20 protein-coding genes and 1 pseudogene are annotated in these 20,168 nt (G+C 30.4%); 19 read left to right on the top strand and 2 right to left on the bottom strand.

Features of this window, described 5'->3' with window-relative positions:
• The 16 genes from map (at window position 1) to HUU89_RS09910 (ending at window position 11,735) form a co-directional block, all read left to right on the top strand.
• A complete protein-coding gene (gene map / locus HUU89_RS09985) occupies window positions 1-747 on the top strand; it encodes a type I methionyl aminopeptidase (RefSeq protein ID WP_022001367.1) in 747 nt (248 codons plus the stop codon).
• Between the two features lie 19 nt (window positions 748-766).
• Window positions 767-988, top strand: coding sequence for a translation initiation factor IF-1 (gene infA / locus HUU89_RS09980; RefSeq protein WP_022001368.1), 222 nt, complete (start codon window positions 767-769; stop codon window positions 986-988).
• Window positions 989-1,015: 27 nt separating this feature from the next.
• On the top strand, window positions 1,016-1,129 hold the full coding sequence (rpmJ, locus tag HUU89_RS09975) for a 50S ribosomal protein L36 (protein ID WP_022001369.1): 114 nt from the start codon (window positions 1,016-1,018) through the stop codon (window positions 1,127-1,129).
• A gap of 18 nt (window positions 1,130-1,147) precedes the next feature.
• Window positions 1,148-1,513, top strand: coding sequence for a 30S ribosomal protein S13 (gene rpsM, locus HUU89_RS09970; RefSeq protein ID WP_022001370.1), 366 nt, complete (start codon window positions 1,148-1,150; stop codon window positions 1,511-1,513).
• Window positions 1,514-1,530: 17 nt separating this feature from the next.
• The gene (gene rpsK / locus HUU89_RS09965) at window positions 1,531-1,923 is read left to right on the top strand and encodes a 30S ribosomal protein S11 (protein ID WP_022001371.1); all 393 of its coding nucleotides are present in this window, start codon (window positions 1,531-1,533) and stop codon (window positions 1,921-1,923) included.
• Window positions 1,924-1,974: 51 nt separating this feature from the next.
• Window positions 1,975-2,919 (top strand): DNA-directed RNA polymerase subunit alpha, encoded by a 945-nt coding sequence (locus tag HUU89_RS09960; RefSeq protein WP_032089450.1) that lies wholly within the window; start codon window positions 1,975-1,977, stop codon window positions 2,917-2,919.
• 31 nt (window positions 2,920-2,950) lie between these two features.
• Window positions 2,951-3,316, top strand: a complete 366-nt coding sequence (gene rplQ / locus HUU89_RS09955; RefSeq protein WP_022001373.1) for a 50S ribosomal protein L17 — start codon at window positions 2,951-2,953, stop codon at window positions 3,314-3,316.
• A 93-nt stretch (window positions 3,317-3,409) separates the two neighbouring features.
• Entirely contained in the window at window positions 3,410-4,240 is an 831-nt protein-coding gene (locus HUU89_RS09950; RefSeq protein WP_147580641.1) for an energy-coupling factor transporter ATPase, read from the top strand.
• Entirely contained in the window at window positions 4,216-5,067 is an 852-nt protein-coding gene (locus HUU89_RS09945; RefSeq protein WP_147580642.1) for an energy-coupling factor transporter ATPase, read from the top strand. The genes HUU89_RS09950 and HUU89_RS09945 overlap by 25 nt, the downstream gene beginning before the upstream one ends.
• The gene (locus HUU89_RS09940) at window positions 5,060-5,857 is read left to right on the top strand and encodes an energy-coupling factor transporter transmembrane component T family protein (RefSeq protein WP_175301661.1); all 798 of its coding nucleotides are present in this window, start codon (window positions 5,060-5,062) and stop codon (window positions 5,855-5,857) included. The genes HUU89_RS09945 and HUU89_RS09940 overlap by 8 nt, the downstream gene beginning before the upstream one ends.
• The gene (gene truA, locus HUU89_RS09935) at window positions 5,857-6,591 is read left to right on the top strand and encodes a tRNA pseudouridine(38-40) synthase TruA (RefSeq protein WP_175301660.1); all 735 of its coding nucleotides are present in this window, start codon (window positions 5,857-5,859) and stop codon (window positions 6,589-6,591) included. The genes HUU89_RS09940 and truA overlap by 1 nt, the downstream gene beginning before the upstream one ends.
• Before the next feature lie 166 nt (window positions 6,592-6,757).
• Window positions 6,758-7,966 (top strand): hypothetical protein, encoded by a 1,209-nt coding sequence (locus tag HUU89_RS09930; RefSeq protein ID WP_254697757.1) that lies wholly within the window; start codon window positions 6,758-6,760, stop codon window positions 7,964-7,966.
• A complete protein-coding gene (locus tag HUU89_RS09925; RefSeq protein WP_175301659.1) occupies window positions 7,953-8,858 on the top strand; it encodes an alpha/beta hydrolase in 906 nt (301 codons plus the stop codon). The genes HUU89_RS09930 and HUU89_RS09925 overlap by 14 nt, the downstream gene beginning before the upstream one ends.
• Before the next feature lie 11 nt (window positions 8,859-8,869).
• Window positions 8,870-10,318, top strand: a complete 1,449-nt coding sequence (locus tag HUU89_RS09920; protein ID WP_032089458.1) for a glycoside hydrolase family 1 protein — start codon at window positions 8,870-8,872, stop codon at window positions 10,316-10,318.
• A gap of 35 nt (window positions 10,319-10,353) precedes the next feature.
• Window positions 10,354-11,364 (top strand): threonine aldolase family protein, encoded by a 1,011-nt coding sequence (locus tag HUU89_RS09915; protein ID WP_175301658.1) that lies wholly within the window; start codon window positions 10,354-10,356, stop codon window positions 11,362-11,364.
• A gap of 95 nt (window positions 11,365-11,459) precedes the next feature.
• A complete protein-coding gene (locus HUU89_RS09910) occupies window positions 11,460-11,735 on the top strand; it encodes an HU family DNA-binding protein (protein WP_022001382.1) in 276 nt (91 codons plus the stop codon).
• Window positions 11,736-11,754: 19 nt separating this feature from the next.
• Here HUU89_RS09910 and HUU89_RS09905 read toward each other — a convergent pair whose 3' ends face one another.
• Together HUU89_RS09905 and pduL are read right to left on the bottom strand one after the other, a co-directional pair.
• Window positions 11,755-12,390: a DUF4230 domain-containing protein gene (locus HUU89_RS09905; protein WP_175301657.1), complete on the bottom strand. Its 636-nt coding sequence runs from the start codon at window positions 12,388-12,390 to the stop codon at window positions 11,755-11,757.
• A 101-nt stretch (window positions 12,391-12,491) separates the two neighbouring features.
• Complete coding sequence (pduL, locus tag HUU89_RS09900; protein ID WP_032089461.1) at window positions 12,492-13,064, bottom strand: phosphate propanoyltransferase; 573 nt, start codon at window positions 13,062-13,064, stop codon at window positions 12,492-12,494.
• Window positions 13,065-13,334: 270 nt separating this feature from the next.
• Here pduL and gltB point away from each other — a divergent pair, with 270 nt between their 5' ends.
• The 3 genes and pseudogenes from gltB (at window position 13,335) to HUU89_RS15075 (ending at window position 20,168) form a co-directional block, all read left to right on the top strand.
• Complete coding sequence (gene gltB, locus HUU89_RS09895; protein ID WP_175301656.1) at window positions 13,335-17,840, top strand: glutamate synthase large subunit; 4,506 nt, start codon at window positions 13,335-13,337, stop codon at window positions 17,838-17,840.
• A 3-nt stretch (window positions 17,841-17,843) separates the two neighbouring features.
• Window positions 17,844-19,316: a glutamate synthase subunit beta gene (locus HUU89_RS09890; protein ID WP_175301655.1), complete on the top strand. Its 1,473-nt coding sequence runs from the start codon at window positions 17,844-17,846 to the stop codon at window positions 19,314-19,316.
• A gap of 112 nt (window positions 19,317-19,428) precedes the next feature.
• Window positions 19,429-20,168: pseudogene (locus HUU89_RS15075) on the top strand (AAA family ATPase).

Below are 20,168 nucleotides of genomic sequence, written 5' to 3'. Positions count from 1 at the left end.
ATGATAATTACTAAAGATGATAGAGAAATTGAATTAATGACTGAAGCAGGTAGAATTGTTGCTTTAGTTCATGAAAAATTGAAAGAAGTTATTGTACCGGGAATAACTACTAACGAAATTGATCAAATTTGTGATAAAATAATTAGGGAACATGGTGCAACACCTTCCTTTCTACATCTTTATGGTTTTCCGAATAGTGTATGTACTTCAATTAATGAAGTTGTAGTACATGGAATACCTAGTAATAGAAAGCTAAAAGATGGAGATATTATTTCAGTTGATGTTGGAGCATGTTACAAAGGATATCATGGTGACAGTGCTTGGACTTATGCAGTAGGAAATGTAAGCAATGAAACAAAAAGACTTATGAATGTTTGTGAAGGTGCTTTATTTGCTGGATTAGAACAAGTAAAACCAGGAGTTAGACTTTCTGATATTTCACATGCAATTGAAGAATATCTTACTAAAAACGGATGTACTACTCCTCGTGATTATACTGGTCATGGGATTGGAACAAACGTTCACGAAGATCCCGCTGTTCCTAATTACGGAGCTCCTGGGAGAGGTCCTAGATTAAAAAAAGGTATGTGTTTGGCTATTGAACCAATGGCACATTTAGGAGCAAAAGAAACAGTTACTCTTGATGATGGGTGGACTGTTATTACAAAGGATCATTCGTTAGCTGCTCATTATGAACATACAATCGTCATTACTGATGACGGTTATAGAATTCTTACAAAACTTTAATAAAAGGAGTTGAAGAACGATGGCAAAAAAAGATGACGTTATTGAAGTAGAAGCTACTGTTTTAGAAACATTACCAAATGCAATGTTTAAAGTGGCTTTAGAAAATGGAGTGGAAATTCTTGCTCACGTTTCTGGTAAAATCCGTATGCACTACATTCGCATTTTACCGGGGGATAGAGTTACCGTTGAAATATCTCCATATGATTTAACACGTGGGCGAATTACATTTAGACATAAATAAAAAATCTTCCAAAAGGAGGTAGACAGGATGAAGGTAAGACCATCTGTAAAACCAATGTGTGATAAATGCAGAGTAATTAAAAGAAAAGGGCGCGTAATGATTATTTGCGAAAACCCAAAACATAAACAAAGACAAGGTTAGTATTTAGGAGGAAACAAAATGGCTCGTATTGCAGGTGTAGATATCCCACGTGATAAACGTGTTGTTATCTCATTAACTTATGTATATGGTATCGGTAAATCTACAGCTAAAGAAATCTTAAAAGCTACTGGTATCAGTGAAGATGTAAGAGTTAAAGATTTAACTGAAGAAGAAGTTACAAAAATCAGAAAAGAAGTTGAAAAAATTAAAGTTGAAGGTGACTTACGTAGAGAAGTTCAATTAAACATCAAACGTTTAATGGAAATCGGAAGCTACAGAGGTATGCGTCACCGTAAAGGACTTCCTGTTCGTGGTCAAAAAACTAAAACTAATGCTAGAACTCGTAAGGGTAAAGCTAGACCAATCGCAGGAAAGAAAAAATAATAGGAGGTTGAAAGGAAATGGCTAGAGTAAAACAAACACGTGGTAAAAAACGTGTAAGAAAAAATATTGCAAAAGGTGTTGCACACGTTCATTCTACTTTCAATAATACTATTGTAACAATTACTGATGAACATGGTAATGTATTAACTTGGTCAAGTGCTGGAGCATTAGGTTTCAAAGGATCAAGAAAATCAACACCATTTGCTGCACAAATGGCATCAGAAGCTGCAGCTAAAGCTTCTATGGAACATGGAGTAAAAACTGTAGATGTAAATGTAAAAGGTCCAGGACCAGGACGTGAAGCAGCAGTTAGAGCTTTACAAGCTGCTGGATTAGAAGTTACTTCAATTAATGATGTAACACCAATTCCACATAACGGTTGTCGTCCACCAAAACGTCCTCGTGGATAGTATTATTGTAGTAAATTAGAATACAAAACATTCCTATAGAGGAGGGAACATATGCATAAATTCGAAAAAGCAAACTTTAATATAGATCATTATGACGAAACTGAAAATTATGGTAAGTTCGTCATTGAACCATTAGAAAGAGGATTTGGTATTACTTTAGGTAATGCCTTAAGAAGAGTATTACTTTCTTCTTTACCTGGTTCTGCTGTTTATGCAATCAAAGTTCAAGGAGCAATCCATGAATTTTCCGCAATTGATGGTGTCGTTGAAGATGTCACAGCAATGATTTTAAATATTAAGAAATTAGTTTTTGATGTAGACAGTGAAGATACTGCTACAATGATTATTGATGTAAAAGGTCCTGCTACTGTAACTGGTGCTGATATTCAATGTCCAGCTGAAGTCAAAATGATTTCAAATGACATGGTAATTGCACATGTTGCAGAAGGTGGTCACTTATATATGGAATTATTTGCTAAAAAAGATCGTGGATATGTATCTGCTGATCAAAATAAAGTAAATATTAACACTCTTGGTGTTATTCCAACAGATTCAATCTTTTCACCAATTGAAAAAGTTGCTTACTCTGTAGAACCAACTCGTGTTGGAGAAAGTGCTAAGTATGATCAATTAGTATTAGAAGTTGAAACTAATGGTTCGCTAAAACCATTTGAAGCTATTTCATTAGCAGCAAAAATTTTAGTTGAACATTTAAATATGTTTGTTGAATTAACTGATATGGCTATGAATATGGAAGTTATGTCTGAAACTCAAAATGATACTACAAATAAAGTATTAGATATGACTATCGAAGAATTAGATTTATCTGTTCGTTCATATAACTGTTTAAAGAGAGCTGGTATTCAAACAGTTCAAGATCTTGCTTCTAAATCAGAAGATGACATGATTAAAGTAAGAAACTTAGGTAAAAAATCATTAAAAGAAGTTAAAGAAAAATTAATTGAATTAGGTTTAGGATTTAAACCTATCGATTAATTCAGAATACTCGAAAAGGAGCGTTAATCTCATGGCTAAAAATAGAAAATTAGGACGCACTTCAGATATTAGAAAATCTATGTTACGTAGTTTAGCTACTGAAGTTATTGTATACGGAAAAGTTGAAACAACTGTAACAAGAGCTAAAGAAGTTCGTAGTGTTGTTGATGAATTAATTACTTTAGGTAAACGTGGAGACTTACATGCAAGAAGACAAGCTGCTGCAGATATGCACAAAGTTGTTGATGAAGCAACTGGAAAAACAGCTGTTCAAATCTTATTTGATGACGTTGCACCTAAATTCAAAGATGTTAATGGTGGATATACTACTATCTTAAAAACATATAACCGTAAAGGTGATAATGCACCAATGGCAATCTTATCATTAACTAAATAATGATGTTGGACTGAAGAAATTCAGTCCTTTTTTATTTGACTTGTTTCCTTATAAATTATAGAATGAACTAAACACGTTCATGAGGAGAAGACAATGGAAGAAATAATTAAGGTAGAAAATTTATGTTTTGAATACGAACCTGGATTACAAACAATAAACAATATTTCTTTTCAAATCCATAAAGGTGAATATGTAGCTATTTTAGGACATAATGGTAGTGGTAAAAGTACAATTGCTAAATTACTTATAGGATTATTAGAAAAAAAATCTGGTGAAATTTATATCGATGATTATCAATTAAATTTAGAAAATTTATATAAAATAAGAGAAAAAGTAGGAATTGTTTTTCAAAATCCAGATAATCAATTTATTGGTGCTACTGTTAGAGATGATATAGCTTTTGGACTAGAAAATATTTGTGTACCAAGAGAACAAATGGATGAACTTATTAATAGGTATTCTAAAGTAGTTAGAATGGAGAATTTTTTGGATCATGAACCAACTAAATTGTCCGGTGGTCAAAAACAAAGAGTTGCGATTGCAGGTATTTTAGCGATGAGTCCATCTATCATTATTTTAGATGAAGCAACAAGTATGTTGGATCCACGAGGTAGAAAAGAAATAAATGAATTAGTAAAAGAGTTAAAGAAACAAAATAATATGACAATCATTTCAATAACGCATGATATTGAAGAAGCAAAAAATGCTGACCGAGTTATTCTTTTAAATAAAGGAGAGATTGTAGATTGCGACAAACCTCAAAAAATATTAACAAATGAAAAATTATTAAAAGAATTAAAATTAGATATTCCTTTTTCATTAAAAATTGCTAGAAAATTACAAAAAAAAGGTTATCAAATTAAAGATACATTAGATGTAGAAGAATTGGAGAAACAACTATGTCAATTACATGCAAAAGTTTAGATCATATATATGGATATAATACGCCTTTTGAATATTATGCACTTAAAAATGTGAATTTAAAAATAGAAAAGGGTTCATTTACAGCTATCATTGGACAAACAGGTAGTGGGAAATCGACACTTATCCAACATATAAATGCTTTATTATTACCAACAAGTGGAGAAATAAAAATAGATGATTATATTATTTCACAAAATAATAAGCCTCAAAATTTAAAAAGTCTTAGAAAAAAATCAGGTCTTGTTTTTCAATTTCCAGAATATCAATTGTTTGAAGAAACAATCGAAAGAGATATAATGTTTGGTCCAATGAATTTTGGAATTGACGAAAATAGTGCTAAAGAAATAGCTAAAAAATCTCTTGAAATGGTAGGTTTAGATGAAACTTATTTAGAAAAGTCCCCATTTGATTTATCAGGTGGTCAAAAACGTAGGGTAGCGATTGCTGGAATACTTGCTATGGATCCAGATATTCTTGTTTTAGATGAACCAACAGCTGGATTAGATCCATCAGGGATTAAAGAAATGATGGATTTATTTAAAAAAATTCATGAAATGGGTAAAACAGTAGTTTTAGTAACTCATGATATGAACCATGTTTTAGAATATTGTGACAATGTTGTTGTAATGAATGACGGACAAGTTGAAAAAGCTGGGAAAGTAAAAGATATTTTTCTAGATAGTGATTATTTATTAAATTTAGGAATAGATTTACCTTTAATCACAAATCTTATTATTCAGTTAAATCTAAAAGGATATCATCTAGATACATCTATCAATGATATTGATGATTTAGTTGAAGCGATTGGTGGTGAACTTCATGGATAATATGACTTTTGGTAAATATATACCGGGGAATTCAATAATTCATCGTTTAGATCCACGATTAAAAATATGTGCTGTTTTCATATTTTTAATATCTGTTTTTTTTGATGCGGGATTTATAGGATACGGTATCTTAGCAATTTATGTTTTATTATGTTCGTTAGTTTCTAAAATTAAACTTTCTCATATTTTAAAAGCAATAAAACCGATGGTCTTTATGATGTTGTTTTTGATGATTTTTAATATATTTTTAATGAAAACAGGTGATGTTATAATAAAAATAGGAAGTATTAGTATCTACTCAGGTGCTTTAATACAAACTGCTTATATTTTTATAAGGCTTGTATTGATTATTACTTTAACAACATTAATGACTTCTACAACGAAGCCTTTAGAATTAACACTAGCTATTGAAAGTTTATTAAATCCATTAAAAAGATTTCATTTTCCAGTGCATGAACTTGCTATGATGATTTCAATTGCATTAAGATTTATACCTGATTTATTAGATGAAGCGAAAAGAATTATGAAAGCACAGGCTAGTAGAGGTGCGGATTTTAATGAGGGATCTTTCATGGAAAAAATAAAATCAATTATTTCATTAATTATTCCTTTATTTATTTCTGCTTTTCAAAGGGCAGAAGAACTTGCTAACGCTATGGAAAGTAGAAATTATAATCCAGAAGCAACACGTACAAAATACAAAGTTTTAACATGGACGCATTTAGATACTTTATCAATGTTAATAACATTAGGTGTATGTTGTGGTGTGATTATAATGAGTTTTATGTAATGAATAGAATAAAATGTATTGTAAGTTATGATGGTAGTAAATTTCACGGATTTCAAGTTCAAAATCAATTTAGAACAGTTCAAGGTGAAATTCAAAAAGCTATAAAAAATATTTGTAAAGATGAAAATATTGTTATTCATGCAAGTGGTCGAACAGACGCTAAAGTTCATGGTAGAAGACAAGTCTTTCACTTTGATACTTTAAGGGAAATGCCTGAAAAACAATGGGAAAGGGCTATTAATCACTTTTTACCTAATGATATTTATATTATTGATAGTTTCTTAGTTGATGAAAATTTTCATAGTCGTTATTCTGCTATTAAGAAAGAATATCATTATATGTTAAGTATGAATGATTATTCTCCATTCGAAACAAATTATATTTATCAATATGGAAAAGAATTAGATATAGAAGCAATGAGGAATGCTGCAAAAATTTTTATTGGTGAACACGATTTTGCATCCTTTTGTGCTGTTGATCAATATGGCAATACAATTAGAACACTTTATCAAATTGAAATTGAAAATAATCAAGGTATTGTTACTTTTAAGCTTGTAGGTAATGGATTTAGAAGATATATGGTAAGACATTTAGTTGGTGGCTTGATTCAAGTAGGGGCACACAGAATTACTAAAGAATTTTTAGAAGAGTTACTAGAAAGTAAGGGACAAAAAAAGTGTTTATTTAAAGCTAAACCACAAGGACTATATTTACATGAAGTTTTTTATAAATAAAACAATATTTGCTATATTTCCCAGGAAATAGATTATAGTTCTTATAATCCGATATAATTAGAAACTTTTATAAAGATGATAATTAAAGGAAACTCATTGATTGATTTCCTTTTTTTGTTTTCATCAATAATCAAAAATGGTAAAATAAGAATATAAAGGAGAAAAAATGATGGCAAGAAAATGTATTGAAAAATATTTAGAAACCCATAAAAGCACATATATAGGAAGATACAGGTGTCATAGTGCAGTACAAACAAAAAAATTTGAACATAAATTTCATTATTATATTTTAGATATTCAATTTAAAGCAATCGATGTATTTGTTACTATAGATTATTCTGGAGATGAAATCGTACCAACATTTTCTGTTAATCTTCATGAACAAGAACAAGAATACATTATAAAAGATGCTTTAAATAAGATTCTTTATTTTAATCAATTTAAAACAATTTTACATTGTCATGTTTTTGAGCATTTTATTGAAACACATACAGTTAATACAATACTAGAACCTTTAGATTATCGAAATATTTTAGATTACTTAGAATATCATTCTGGTACAAACCAAGAAACTGTTGATGAATTTTATACATTTTTTAATCCATATTTAGATAGATTATTATATAATAAAAATTATAAAAAATTTATGGATTCAATAGCTCTTTTATTAGATAAAATTTTATATGAATATGAATGGGATGGAGTAAATGCAAAATATTTAGATACTGAATATCAATTTCATTTAGAATATTTTAAAGAGACCATAAAGAAAATGACAAATCATATAGATGGATTTTTTAAATCAACTAAAGATGAATTATTAGAAATCTTTGAGCGCTTATGTCAAATGCCAAGATTTACACTTTCAATTATAAAAGAATTTGGAAACCTTATTTTATTGAATAAAGAAGTTGCTGAAAGATTATTTAATCATTTTGAAAGATTAAATCCAGATCAGTTAGAAAATAATATTGTTATTTCATATCTCAAATCACTTTATAAAAATAATCATGAACAATATATTGATGCATGTGAAGATATTCTACGTTTTGTAATGAATGATGTGTTGACTTTTGCTAATCATGATTTACAAAAAGAAATAGGAAATAGAATTTTAGAAATAGAAGGATATGATTTACTTATCGATTTATTTTCAAAAGATTATAATACATTCTTATTTGTATGTTTTCCAATTTCAACATTTCCACCAGAATATAAAGAAATTATGCGTTTGGAATTAGAAAAAGCAATTCGTTTCTATGCAGCAAGGATGAATCATGATGAATATCGTCTTACTTCATTTGAACAGGTAGCTAATATTAATAGATTATTAATGGAAGAATATAAGGAGGAATATTCAAATGGTAAAGAATAATAAAACAGCAATTAAAGGATTATTAGTTTTAGGAGGTGTTTCTACTGCAGCAGCATCTGTTTACACATTATCCAAAAAATATGCAAAAAAATTATTATACAGACATCATAAACAAGAAGATAGACCAAGTATTTTAGAAACAAAATTCAATAGTCAAAATATTTATATAAAAAATGATCAAGATATTCAATTAAGAGGAATTTTGATTCCTAAAGAAAACCCTCAAATGACAGTTTTAATTTCACATCCATTTGGTTTACAGGCAAAAGATATGCAATTATATGTTCCATATTTTGAAGACCATTTGCCAGAAGCACAAATCTTATTAATAGATGCTTGTGCACATGGACAAAGTGATGGTTATATTAGAGGATTTGGAATCAAGGATGTCAATGATTTAGTATGTTGGAATAAGTACCTATTAGAAACTTATGGGAAAGATCATAAAATATTAATGTATGGTAAAGAACAAGGAGCAAATACAATTTTAAATGCTTCAGGTAGACATGTTTTAAAAAATGTTGAAGCTATTATTTCAGATGGGGCTTATACGTCACCATATGATATTATTGGATATCGTTTAGAAGCAGATTATAAGATTTCAAAATATCCAGCAATTTCAATTATTGCACACCATATTAAAAAAGCTGTGCATATTGATTTAAAAGAAAATACAACAAAATATGTTAGACACAATGATATACCTACATTGTATTTTCATGCAAAAGATGACGATTTTGTACCATTAAAGATGGTTTATCCGCTATATAATAAAAATAGAGGAGAAAAAGTATTGTTTGTCTTAAAAGATGAAAAATACTTATATGAACTTGTTGAAAACGATGACTTTAAACAAACATTAAGTCAGTTTATCAAAAAATATATGAAATAAGGAGAAAAAGAATGTATTTTAAAGAAACAAAAGGATTTCCTAAAGATTTTCTTTGGGGAAGTGCATCTGCTGCTTATCAAGTAGAAGGTGGCTGGGATGCAGATGGTAAAGGTGTTTCCAACTGGGACAAATTTGTAAGAATTCCAGGAAAGACTTTTAAAGCAACAACAGGTGATAAGGCCGTTGATCATTATCATCGTTACAAAGAAGATGTCAAGTTGATGGCAGAAATGGGATTGAAAACATATCGTTTTTCAATTGCTTGGACACGTATTTATCCAAATGGAAATGGTGAAGTCAATGAAAAAGGTTTAGAATTTTATGACAATCTTATCAATGAATTATTAAAATATGGAATTGAACCTATGGTTACAGTTTATCATTGGGATATGCCACAAGCTTTAGAAGACCAATATCATGGTTGGGAAAGCAGAAAAATTGTTGATGATTATGTAAATTATGCCACAACATTATTTAAAAGATATGGAGATCGTGTAAAATATTGGATTACAATGAATGAACAAAATATCTTTACAGGACATGGATGGTTAGAAGGAATGCATCCACCAGGAAAAGTAGATGATATGAAAACATTCTATCAAGTCAATCATCATGCCAATATTGCACATGCTAAAAGTGTTATAGCTTTAAAAGAACTTCATCCAGAAGCAAAAGTAGGGGCTTCATTTGCTTATAGTCCAAGTTATGCTTATGATCGTAAACCTGAAAATGCAATGGCTAAAGCGGACTATGATGATTTACAAAATTATTATTGGATGGATGCTTATGCTTATGGACGTTATCCACGTGCTGCTATTCAATATTTAAAATCATTAGGATGTGCTCCTATCTTCGAAGAAGGTGATGAAGCATTAATGAAAAAAGCAGCTTCACTTATTGATTTCATGGGTGTGAACTATTATCAAACATGTGTTGTTGAATATAATGATATTAATGGTGTTGGTAGTGATCATACAATGAATAACACTGGTAAAAAAGGTACCGCTAAAGTTCAAGGTGTACCTGGTCTTTATAAAAAACCACAAAATGAGTTTTTACCAACAACAGATTGGGATTGGACAATTGATCCAATGGGAATTAGAATGTGTTGTCGTGAAATTACTTCGCGTTATGATTTACCAATCGTTATTTCCGAAAATGGTTTAGGTGCATTTGATAAATTAGAAGACGGACAAATTCATGATCCATATCGTATTGATTATTTAAAACGTCATATCGAAGAACTTAAAAAAGCATGTGATGATGGTTGTCGTGTTCTTGCTTATTGTACATGGTCTTATACTGATTTATTAAGCTGGCTAAACGGATATCAAAAACGTTATGGTTTTGTTTATATTGATCGTGAAGAAGATGAAAATTCAGGTACTTTAAATAGATACAAAAAAGATTCATATTATTGGTATAAAAAAGTAATTGAAACAAATGGAGAAGAATTATAGGAAACAATGTTTCCTATTTTCTTTAGGAGGTTAAGGTGTATAACTTTGCAAGTGATTATTTAGAAGGAGCTCATTCACAAGTGATGGAAGCTTTAAATAAGACAAATTTTATTCAAACAGTAGGATATGGGGAAGATCAATATTGTCAAAAAGCTAAAGATAAAATAAAAGCTATATTAGAAAATGAAAATGTAGATATTCATTTTTTAGTAGGTGGTACACAGACAAATATGATTATGATTTCTTCAGCATTAAAAGATTATCAAGCTGTTATTGCTGTTGATAGTGGACATATCAATGTTCATGAAACAGGAGCTGTTGAATTTACCGGGCATAAGATTTTAACAAAGCCACATCAAGATGGAAAGATGATTCCTGAAATGATTGATGAAATCATGCGTGAACATCCTGATGAACATATGGTGCAACCTAAAATGGTATATATTTCACAAACAACAGAATATGGTACGTACTATACTTTAGAAGAATTAAAAGGCATATATGAATGCTGTCAACAAAATAATTTATATTTATTTATAGATGGAGCAAGACTTGGAAGTGCACTTGTCTTGAAAGATGCACCAACTTTACAAGAGATGGCGCTTTATAGTGATGTTTTCTATATTGGTGGTACAAAAATGGGAGCCTTATTTGGTGAATGTTTAGTTATTATTAATGATGAATTAAAAACCGATTTTAGATATCACATTAAACAAAAAGGTGCCATGCTTGCTAAAGGAAGATTATTAGGAGTTCAATTTAATGCTTTATTTGAAAATGATTTATATCTAGAAATAGGAAAACATGAAAATGAATGTGCTGATATATTAAGAAAAGGATTCAAAGATAAAGGCTATAAGATGTATATTGAAAGTCCTTCTAATCAAATATTTCCAATCGTTGATCAACAAACGTTGGAAAAAATAAATAAAAACTATATAACAACGTATATGTTTAAAATAGATGACCAACATACATGTATACGTCTAGTTACATCATGGGCAACGTCCAAAGAAATATGTGAACAATTTATAGAAGAATTATAATTGATACATACTATTTTATTGTAAATAAATAGATAACGTAGTAGAATATGACTAGGATTTATTATCCTAAATTTCGAGAAATGGAGATAATAAAAATGAATAAAACTGAATTAGTAGAAGCTATTGCTTCAAGCACTGAATTAACAAAAACTGATGTAGATAAAGTCGTAACTGCTTTAGTTGAAGTTGTTACTGATGCTTTAGCTAAAGGAGATAAAGTTTCTTTAAAAGGTTTTGGTAATTTTGAAGTTCGTACTCGTAGTGAAAGAACAGGTAGAAACCCAAGAACTGGTGAAACAATGACAATTGCTGCAAGTAAAGCACCTGCATTTAAAGCAAGTTCTGCATTAAAAAAAGCTGTTAATAAATAATAGAAAACCGATGAGTTTGTTACTCATCGGTTTTTGCATCTTCAATTGTAATATTTAATTTATAATGATCTTTAATTTCTGGAATAGCCTGTAGGTATGTGGTTAAGGTTTGTTCAGCTTTTGTTTTAGACTTTTCTAAAATACCATTAGAAATAGCTTCTTTTTCATTTTTTTTCTTTTCTTTAGTTGCAAAAGATTTATAATCGTTAATACTTATCTGATTAAAAATATTTGATGATTCATCATATACTTCAATAGAGTTTTCATCAATTTCATGACTTAAAATTTTTGCTGCAGGTAAAGTAATATTTAATTGATCATTATCAATACTTATTTTAGCCTGTTTTAAATCAATCCCTGCTTTAATAGATCCATCATATGTAATAATAAAATTTTTTTGTGTTAAAGGAATTTTCCAACCATTAAAAGATAATTTATTAGAAAATTTTCCTACCTTACTATAATCATATGAATAAAGTGCAAGCTCATTAATTTCAGTTAATTGATTTTTAATGGTTGTTGAAGTAATTTTATCATTGTTACTACCACTTGCATAATGAACACCTGCAAAAAAGATTGCAATAACTAAAACGATAATTGCTATAACACCACCAATAGCCTTTTTTGACTTTCCAAGAGTATCTAATATTTTCATGTCATCACCCACGAAGATTATATCATAATTTGTCGAAGTAAGATATTATAGGTATAAAAAAAGAATGATTTTAGAAATTATATCTAAAACCATTCTTTTTCTTATTTAATGATTTTACCGTAAACTTCTCTACCACAAGCTGCTGCATTACTTTCATCAGTATCAATATGCATAGCTGTTGCATATGAAGCGCTTACACGACAAACAACATCACCAAAGATCAAAGAACGTCCATCTGTATTAATTTCAACTTTAACGATTTCTTTATCTTTTACTCCAAATTTTTCAGCATCTTCAGGTGTTAAGTGAATATGTCTTTTTGCAGCAATCACGCCACAAGGAATTTCAACTTCTCCTGCAGGACCAACTAATTTACATCCAGCAGTTCCTTCGATATCTCCTGATTCTCTAATTAATGCTTGAACACCAATGCTTCTAGCGTCAGTTAAAGAAATTTCTACTTGAGTTTCTTTTCTTGTAGGTCCTAAAACAGACATATTTAATTCTCCTTTAGGTCCAATTACTTTTACTCTTTCAACACAAGCGAATTGACCAGGTTGAGATAAATCTTTTTTATTTGTTAATTGATGACCTTCACCAAATAAAGTTGCTAAATCTTTATCACTTAAGTGAATATGTCTAGCAGAAGTTTCGACAATAAACATACCTTCCATATTTTTCTCCTCTTTCCATATATTAATACTACATTTATTCTACTCTTTTTATCATTTAATGCCAATAAATAAAAAAAAAATAAAAAAATTTTTTCTCGCTTTTGTAATAAATTTATTAATTTGCTAAAAAAAGATTATCAAATTATTGATAAAACATTAAAAAATGTATACAATCTAGCTATTTTTTAGGAAAATCATAAAAAAAACGCTAATCTTTACACATATTACTAAATGTGCTATTCTAACTGTACAAAAAAAGGAGGAACCTTTATGAACAAAGAAAATGTAGGTTTATATGATCAGTCATTTGAACATGATAACTGCGGAATAGGGGCCGTTGTTAATATCAAAGGATTAAAAACTTATAAAACAGTAGATGATGCTTTAAAAATCGTTGAACAATTAGAACATCGTGCTGGAAAGGATGCAGCAGGGGAAACTGGAGATGGTGTAGGAATCTTAACACAAATACCAGATGAATATTTTCAAAAGATTATTAAAGATTTTACATTACCTCAAAAAGGACATTATGGAGTTGGAATGTTCTTTATGCCTCAAGATGAAAAAGTACGTTTACGTGTCAAAAAAATGTTTGAAACAGTTGTTAAAAAAGAAGGATTAGAATTTTTAGGTTGGCGTGCTGTACCAACTGTACCTAGTGTTTTAGGGAAAAAAGCATTAGATGCCATGCCATATATTGTCCAAGCATTTATTAAAAAACCTCATGGTGTAAATTGTGGTTTAGATTTTGATAGAAAATTATATCAAGTGAGAAGAATTTTTGAACAAAGTCAATTTGAAGATACTTATGTATGTTCACTTTCAAGTCGTACAATTGTTTATAAAGGAATGTTCTTAGTACAACAACTTCGATTATTCTTTAAAGATTTACAAGATAAAAGTTATAAAAGTGCCATTGCTTTAGTTCATTCACGTTTTTCAACAAATACAATGCCATCATGGAAAAGAGCCCATCCTAATAGATTTATTGTTCACAATGGTGAAATCAATACAATTAAAGGAAATGCGAATAACATGCTCTGTCGAGAAGAAAACATGCAAACAGATGTTGTGGATACTTCAAAAGTATATCCTGTTGTTGATGTCAATGGTTCCGATTCAGCTATGTTAGATAATACATTGGAATTTTTAGTAATGTCAGGTATGGAACTTCCAAGAGCTGTCATGATGTGTATTCCAGAACCTTATGAAAATGATAAAAGCATGTCACAAGCAAAAAAAGATTTCTATGAATATAATGCTACACTTATGGAACCTTGGGATGGACCAGCTTCTATCTTATTTAGTGATGGAGACATCATGGGGGCTATCTTAGATAGAAATGGTTTAAGACCATCACGTTATTACATTACAAAAGATCATTATTTAGTATTATCTTCAGAAGTAGGATCATTAGATATTCCAGCTAAAGATATTGTTTTAAAAGAAAGACTAAGACCTGGAAAAATGTTATTAGTTGATACTGTTAAAGGTGAACTTATTGAAGATGATGTTTTAAAGGAAACGTATGCAACAAAACAACCTTATGGAGAATGGTTGGAAAGCAATTTAATTAATTTAAAAGATATGAGAATTCCTAGTATTAGAGTAGAAAGATACGAAGGAGAAGAATTAACTAAATTACAAAAGATTCATGGTTATAGTTACGAAGATACAAACTATATTAAAAACTTAGCTTTAACTGGTAATGAAAATATTGTAGCAATGGGAAATGATACACCAATTGCAGCTTTATCGACAAAACATCCACCATTATTTAATTACTTTAAACAATTGTTTGCACAAGTAACCAATCCACCAATCGATGCGATTCGTGAAGAAATCATTACTTCAACAAGTATTTGTATTGGTCGAGATGGAAATATGTTGGAAGATAAACCAGAAAACTGTCATTTATTAAAAATCAATCACCCTATTTTAAGTAATACAGATATTTTAAAAATCAAAAACTTGAAAAAAGAAGGCTTTAAAGTAGGTGAAGTTAATATTACATATATTAAAAATACTTCATTAGAAAAAGCAATTGATCGTGTTTTTGTAGAAGTAGATAAACGTTATCATGAAGGATGTAATATTGTTATTTTATCAGATAGGGCAGTAGATGATAACCATTTACCAATTCCTTCATTATTAGCTGTTGGAGCTGTTAACTCTTATTTAGTAAGAACAAAAAAACGTAACAGTTTAGCTTTAATTCTTGAATCAGCTGAACCAAGAGAAGTACATCATTATGCGACATTACTTGGATATGGTGTTTCAGCTATCAATGGGTATTTAGCACAAGATACAATCTTTGATTTAATTGATCAAGGTTTATTAGATAAAGATTATTATGCAGCCGTTGATGATTATAATAGTGGTATTTTACATGGTATTGTTAAAATTGCTTCTAAAATGGGAATTAGTACAATTCAATCTTATCGTGGATCACAAAACTTTGAAGCAATCGGTTTATCAAGTGATTTAGTGAATAAATATTTTTCTAAAACAGTAAGTCGTATTGAAGGAAAAACAATTAAAGATATTGAAAAAGATGTCGAATATAGACATGATCAAGTATATGATCCACTTGGATTAGATGTAGACATTTCATTAAACAGCGCCGGTGATCATAAAGAAAGATCAGGAAAAGAAGAACATTTATATAATCCGGCAACGATTCATAAATTACAACAAGCAACACGTTTAGGTGATTATCAATTATTTAAAGAATATTCAAAAATGATTGATGAAGAAGGAGCACATTTAAACTTAAGAGGTTTAATGCAATTTAAAAAGACAAAATCAATTCCAATTGAAGAAGTTGAACCTGTGGAATCAATTGTTAGAAGATTTAAAACAGGTGCGATGTCTTATGGATCAATTTCAAAAGAAGCACATGAAACAATGGCGATTGCAATGAATAGATTACATGGTAAGTCTAACAGTGGTGAAGGTGGAGAAGATCCAGAAAGATTTGAAACACTTCCTAATGGTGATAGTAAATGTTCAGCTATTAAACAAGTTGCCTCAGGACGTTTTGGAGTAACAAGTGAATACTTATGTAGTGCCAATGAAATTCAAATTAAAATGGCACAAGGAGCAAAACCAGGAGAAGGTGGACACTTACCAGGTGGTAAAGTTTATCCATGGATTGCTAAAACAAGACACTCTACACCAGGGGTTAGCTTAATTTCACCACCACCACATCATGATATTTATTCAATTGAAGACCTAGCACAATTGATTTATGACTTAAAGAACGCTAATAAAGAAGCACGTATTTCAGTTAAACTTGTATCAGAAGCTGGTGTTGGAACAGTTGCTGCCGGTGTTGCTAAAGCAGGTGCAGGTGTTATCCTTATTTCAGGATATGATGGAGGAACAGGGGCTGCTCCTAAAAACTCAGTTTATAATGCAGGTCTTCCATGGGAATTAGGTTTAGCAGAAGCTCATCAAACATTGATCATGAATGATTTAAGAAGCCGTGTTGTTATTGAAACAGATGGTAAACTCATGACAGGTAGAGATCTTGCAATTGCTACTTTACTTGGAGCAGAAGAATTTGGTTTTGCGACAGCACCACTTGTAACAATGGGCTGCGTTATGATGAGAGTATGTAACTTAGATACATGTCCAGTAGGGGTTGCTACACAAAATCCTATTTTAAGAAAACGTTTTAAAGGTAAACCTGAATATGTTGAAAACTTTATGCGTTTCATTGCTCAAGAATTAAGAGAATATATGGCTCAGCTTGGATTCAAAACAGTTGATGAAATGGTTGGTCGTAGTGATTTATTAGAACCTAAGGATGATGTTAAAAATATTGATTTATCAAAAATCTTAAATAATCCATTTACTTCTAGTAAACATAGTCATCATGAAAAGAATAATGAATATGATTTCAAATTAAATGAAGTCAAAGATACAACAGTTCTTTATAAACAATTTAAAGAAGCTTTAGATAAACATCAAGGTAAAGAAATTGATGTCCATGTTACAAATATCGATCGTTCATTTGGAACACTCTTTGGATCAGAAATTACGAAGAAATATGGAACATCATTAGAAGAAGATACTTTCAAAGTTAACTGCTATGGAGCAGGTGGTCAATCATTTGGTGCTTTCATTCCTCAAGGTTTAACATTACATCTTTATGGAGATAGTAATGACTACTTTGGAAAAGGCTTATCAGGTGGTAAATTAATTGTGGTACCACCAAAAGATTCAACAATTAAACCAGAAGATAATATTATCATTGGTAACGTTGCTTTATATGGAGCAACATCTGGTGAAGTTTATATCAATGGAGTTGCTGGTGAAAGATTTGCCGTACGTAACTCAGGAGCACATGCCGTTGTTGAAGGTATTGGAGATCATGGTCTTGAATATATGACAGGTGGTATGGTTATTGTTTTAGGAAAAACAGGGCGTAACTTTGCTGCTGGTATGTCTGGAGGTGTTGCTTATGTCTATGATCCAGATAATACATTCTATGAACATGTCAATAAAGAACTCGTAGAATATAAAAATGTGAAATCACGTTATGATGAAGATCAATTAAAAGAAATGATTCAAAAACATTATCAATATACAAATTCAAATGTTGCGAAAAAGATTTTAGATGACTTTGGAAATGAAGTTGCACACTTCAAAAAAGTTGTTCCTCATGATTATAAACGTATGATGTCACTTATTAGTTCATTTGAACAACAAGGACTTACAAATGAACAAGCAAAAGTAGAAGCATTCAATGCTTTTAAGAAAGGAATGTAGATTATGGGAAAGCCAACAGGATTTTTAGAAATAGAAAGACAAGTATCAACAGAAGTTGAACCATTAAAACGTATTAAGAACTTTAATGAATTTCATAAACCATTATCTCGTGATGAACAATCATGCCAAGGAGCTCGCTGCATGGATTGTGGAGTTCCTTTCTGTCAAAATGGAAAAATGATTCAAGGAATGGTATCAGGTTGTCCACTAAACAACTTGATACCTGAATGGAATGATTTAATTTTCCATAAAAATTATAAAGCCGCTTTAAAAAGACTTTTAAAAACAAATAATTTTCCAGAATTCACATCAAGAGTATGTCCTGCTTTATGTGAAGCAGCATGTACTTGTGGATTAAATGGAAATCCCGTTACCGTAAGAGAAAATGAAAATGCAATTATTGAAACAGCTTATGCTTCCAATTGGATGCAACCCCATCCACCTAAACATCGTATTGATAAAAAAATAGCAATTATTGGGTCAGGCCCTTCAGGACTTGCAGCAGCCGATCAATTAAATAAAAGAGGTTATCAAGTAACAGTCTTTGAAAGAGAAGATCGTTTAGGAGGGCTATTAATGTATGGTATTCCTAACATGAAACTTGAAAAACATATTATTGATCGTCGTATTGAATTAATGGAAGAAGAAGGTGTTGTTTTTAAAACAAATGCCGGTATTGAAAATAGAAAACAAGTTCAACAATTATATAAAGAATTTGATCGTGTTATTCTTGCTTGTGGTAGTAAAAAGGCTAGAGATATTAAAGCACCAGGGAGAGATGCCAAAGGTATTTACTTTGCGGTTGATTATTTAACTGGAATTACTAAATCATTACTTAATAGTCAATTAGAAGATCAAACTTTTGTTGAAACAAAAGGTAAAAATGTACTTGTTATTGGTGGTGGAGATACTGGTAATGATTGTGTGGGTTCAGCTATTCGTTTAGGATGTAAATCAGTTATTCAATTAGAAATGATGCCAGAACCACCTCATGAACGTTTGGATTCAAATCCATGGCCTGAATGGCCACGTGTGAAAAAGACAGATTATGGACAAAATGAATCTATTGCTGTCTTTGGACATGATCCTCGTCTTTATCAAACAACTGTTAAAGAGTTTATTAAAGATGATAAAGGAAATGTAAAACAAGTCGTTATTGTCTCACTTGAATCAAAACAAGTAGAAGGTCGCATGCAAATGGTTCCTGTTAAAGGAAGCGAAAAAACATTAGATGCAGATATTGTTTTAATTGCTGCAGGATTTGTAGGTTGCGAAGATTATGTTGCTAAAGCTTTTGATGTAAAACTTACACCAAGAGGAAATGTGGCAGATGAAAATTACCAAACAAATCAAAAACAATTGTATGTTGCTGGTGATATGCGTAGAGGTCAATCTTTAGTTGTTTGGGCAATTAGAGAAGGACGTGAAGTGGCACGTGCAGTTGATGAAGATTTAATGGGGTATTCTAATTTATAGGATATCAAAATATACTCACAATCATTGATAGAAAACCTTGGGATATTCTCGAGGTTTTCTTTTTTTAGTGATTTGAAAGAGACTATGATGAAAGCAATATGGAGAAAAAAGAATGAATGAATTAGAATTAGTAATTAACGAGGTCAAAAAGGCGGTCGTTGGAAAAGATGAACATATTAAAAAAATATTGGCTTGTATTTTAGCAAGGGGTCATGTTTTATTAGAAGATATACCTGGTGTTGGGAAAACAAATTTAACGTTAGCACTTTCTAAAGCTTTATCTTTAGATTTTCATCGTATGCAATTTACAAGCGAGTCTTACCAGGAGATGTTACAGGTTTTATTATTTATAATCAAAAAAACAATGATTTTGAATATAAAGAAGGACCTATCATGTGTAATTTATTTTTAGCAGATGAAATAAATAGAACATCTCCTAAAACACAATCTGCTTTATTAGAAGTAATGGAAGAAGGAAGAACGACAGTTGATGGTATCACTTATCAATTACCACAACCATTTACAGTTCTGGCTACACAAAATCTTTATGGATCAGCAGGAACACAATTATTACCAGATTCACAATTAGATCGTTTTATGGTGAGACTTTCAATGGGGTATCCCTCATTAGAAGATGAAATTGAAATTTTAAAAAGAAAAAGTCAAGAAAATCCTTTAGATATCATTCGATCTGTATGTAAACCGCAAGATATAATAGAATTACAAAAACAAGTAGATCAAGTTTATGTGGATGATAAGATTTATAATTATATTGTAAGAATTATTCATAAAACACGTGATCATGAATTGATTCAACAAGGGGCTTCTCCACGTACATCTATTTCTTTATAA

Origin of the sequence: Faecalibacillus sp. H12, assembly GCF_013361255.1 — a bacterium.
Lineage (GTDB): Bacteria > Bacillota_I > Bacilli_A > Erysipelotrichales > Coprobacillaceae > Faecalibacillus > Faecalibacillus intestinalis.
Note: the sequence above shows the minus strand (reverse complement) of the source record. Positions and strands in the feature narration are given on the sequence as shown.

Bases quoted from the DNA above. Each gene is read 5' to 3' on its own strand.
- infA (WP_022001368.1), top strand. From the start codon at position 767: ATGGCAAAAAAAGATGACGTTATTGAAGTAGAAGCTACTGTTTTAGAA.
- rpmJ (WP_022001369.1), top strand. From the start codon at position 1,016: ATGAAGGTAAGACCATCTGTAAAACCAATGTGTGATAAATGCAGAGTA.
- HUU89_RS09950 (WP_147580641.1), top strand. From the start codon at position 3,410: ATGGAAGAAATAATTAAGGTAGAAAATTTATGTTTTGAATACGAACCT.
- HUU89_RS09945 (WP_147580642.1), top strand. From the start codon at position 4,216: ATGTCAATTACATGCAAAAGTTTAGATCATATATATGGATATAATACG.
- map (WP_022001367.1), top strand. From the start codon at position 1: ATGATAATTACTAAAGATGATAGAGAAATTGAATTAATGACTGAAGCA.
- HUU89_RS09890 (WP_175301655.1), top strand. From the start codon at position 17,844: ATGGGAAAGCCAACAGGATTTTTAGAAATAGAAAGACAAGTATCAACA.
- HUU89_RS09960 (WP_032089450.1), top strand. From the start codon at position 1,975: ATGCATAAATTCGAAAAAGCAAACTTTAATATAGATCATTATGACGAA.
- HUU89_RS09920 (WP_032089458.1), top strand. From the start codon at position 8,870: ATGTATTTTAAAGAAACAAAAGGATTTCCTAAAGATTTTCTTTGGGGA.
- HUU89_RS09930 (WP_254697757.1), top strand. From the start codon at position 6,758: ATGATGGCAAGAAAATGTATTGAAAAATATTTAGAAACCCATAAAAGC.
- pduL (WP_032089461.1), bottom strand. From the start codon at position 13,064: ATGGAAGGTATGTTTATTGTCGAAACTTCTGCTAGACATATTCACTTA.
- rpsK (WP_022001371.1), top strand. From the start codon at position 1,531: ATGGCTAGAGTAAAACAAACACGTGGTAAAAAACGTGTAAGAAAAAAT.
- HUU89_RS09905 (WP_175301657.1), bottom strand. From the start codon at position 12,390: ATGAAAATATTAGATACTCTTGGAAAGTCAAAAAAGGCTATTGGTGGT.
- truA (WP_175301660.1), top strand. From the start codon at position 5,857: ATGAATAGAATAAAATGTATTGTAAGTTATGATGGTAGTAAATTTCAC.
- rpsM (WP_022001370.1), top strand. From the start codon at position 1,148: ATGGCTCGTATTGCAGGTGTAGATATCCCACGTGATAAACGTGTTGTT.
- gltB (WP_175301656.1), top strand. From the start codon at position 13,335: ATGAACAAAGAAAATGTAGGTTTATATGATCAGTCATTTGAACATGAT.
- rplQ (WP_022001373.1), top strand. From the start codon at position 2,951: ATGGCTAAAAATAGAAAATTAGGACGCACTTCAGATATTAGAAAATCT.
- HUU89_RS09940 (WP_175301661.1), top strand. From the start codon at position 5,060: ATGGATAATATGACTTTTGGTAAATATATACCGGGGAATTCAATAATT.
- HUU89_RS09925 (WP_175301659.1), top strand. From the start codon at position 7,953: ATGGTAAAGAATAATAAAACAGCAATTAAAGGATTATTAGTTTTAGGA.
- HUU89_RS09910 (WP_022001382.1), top strand. From the start codon at position 11,460: ATGAATAAAACTGAATTAGTAGAAGCTATTGCTTCAAGCACTGAATTA.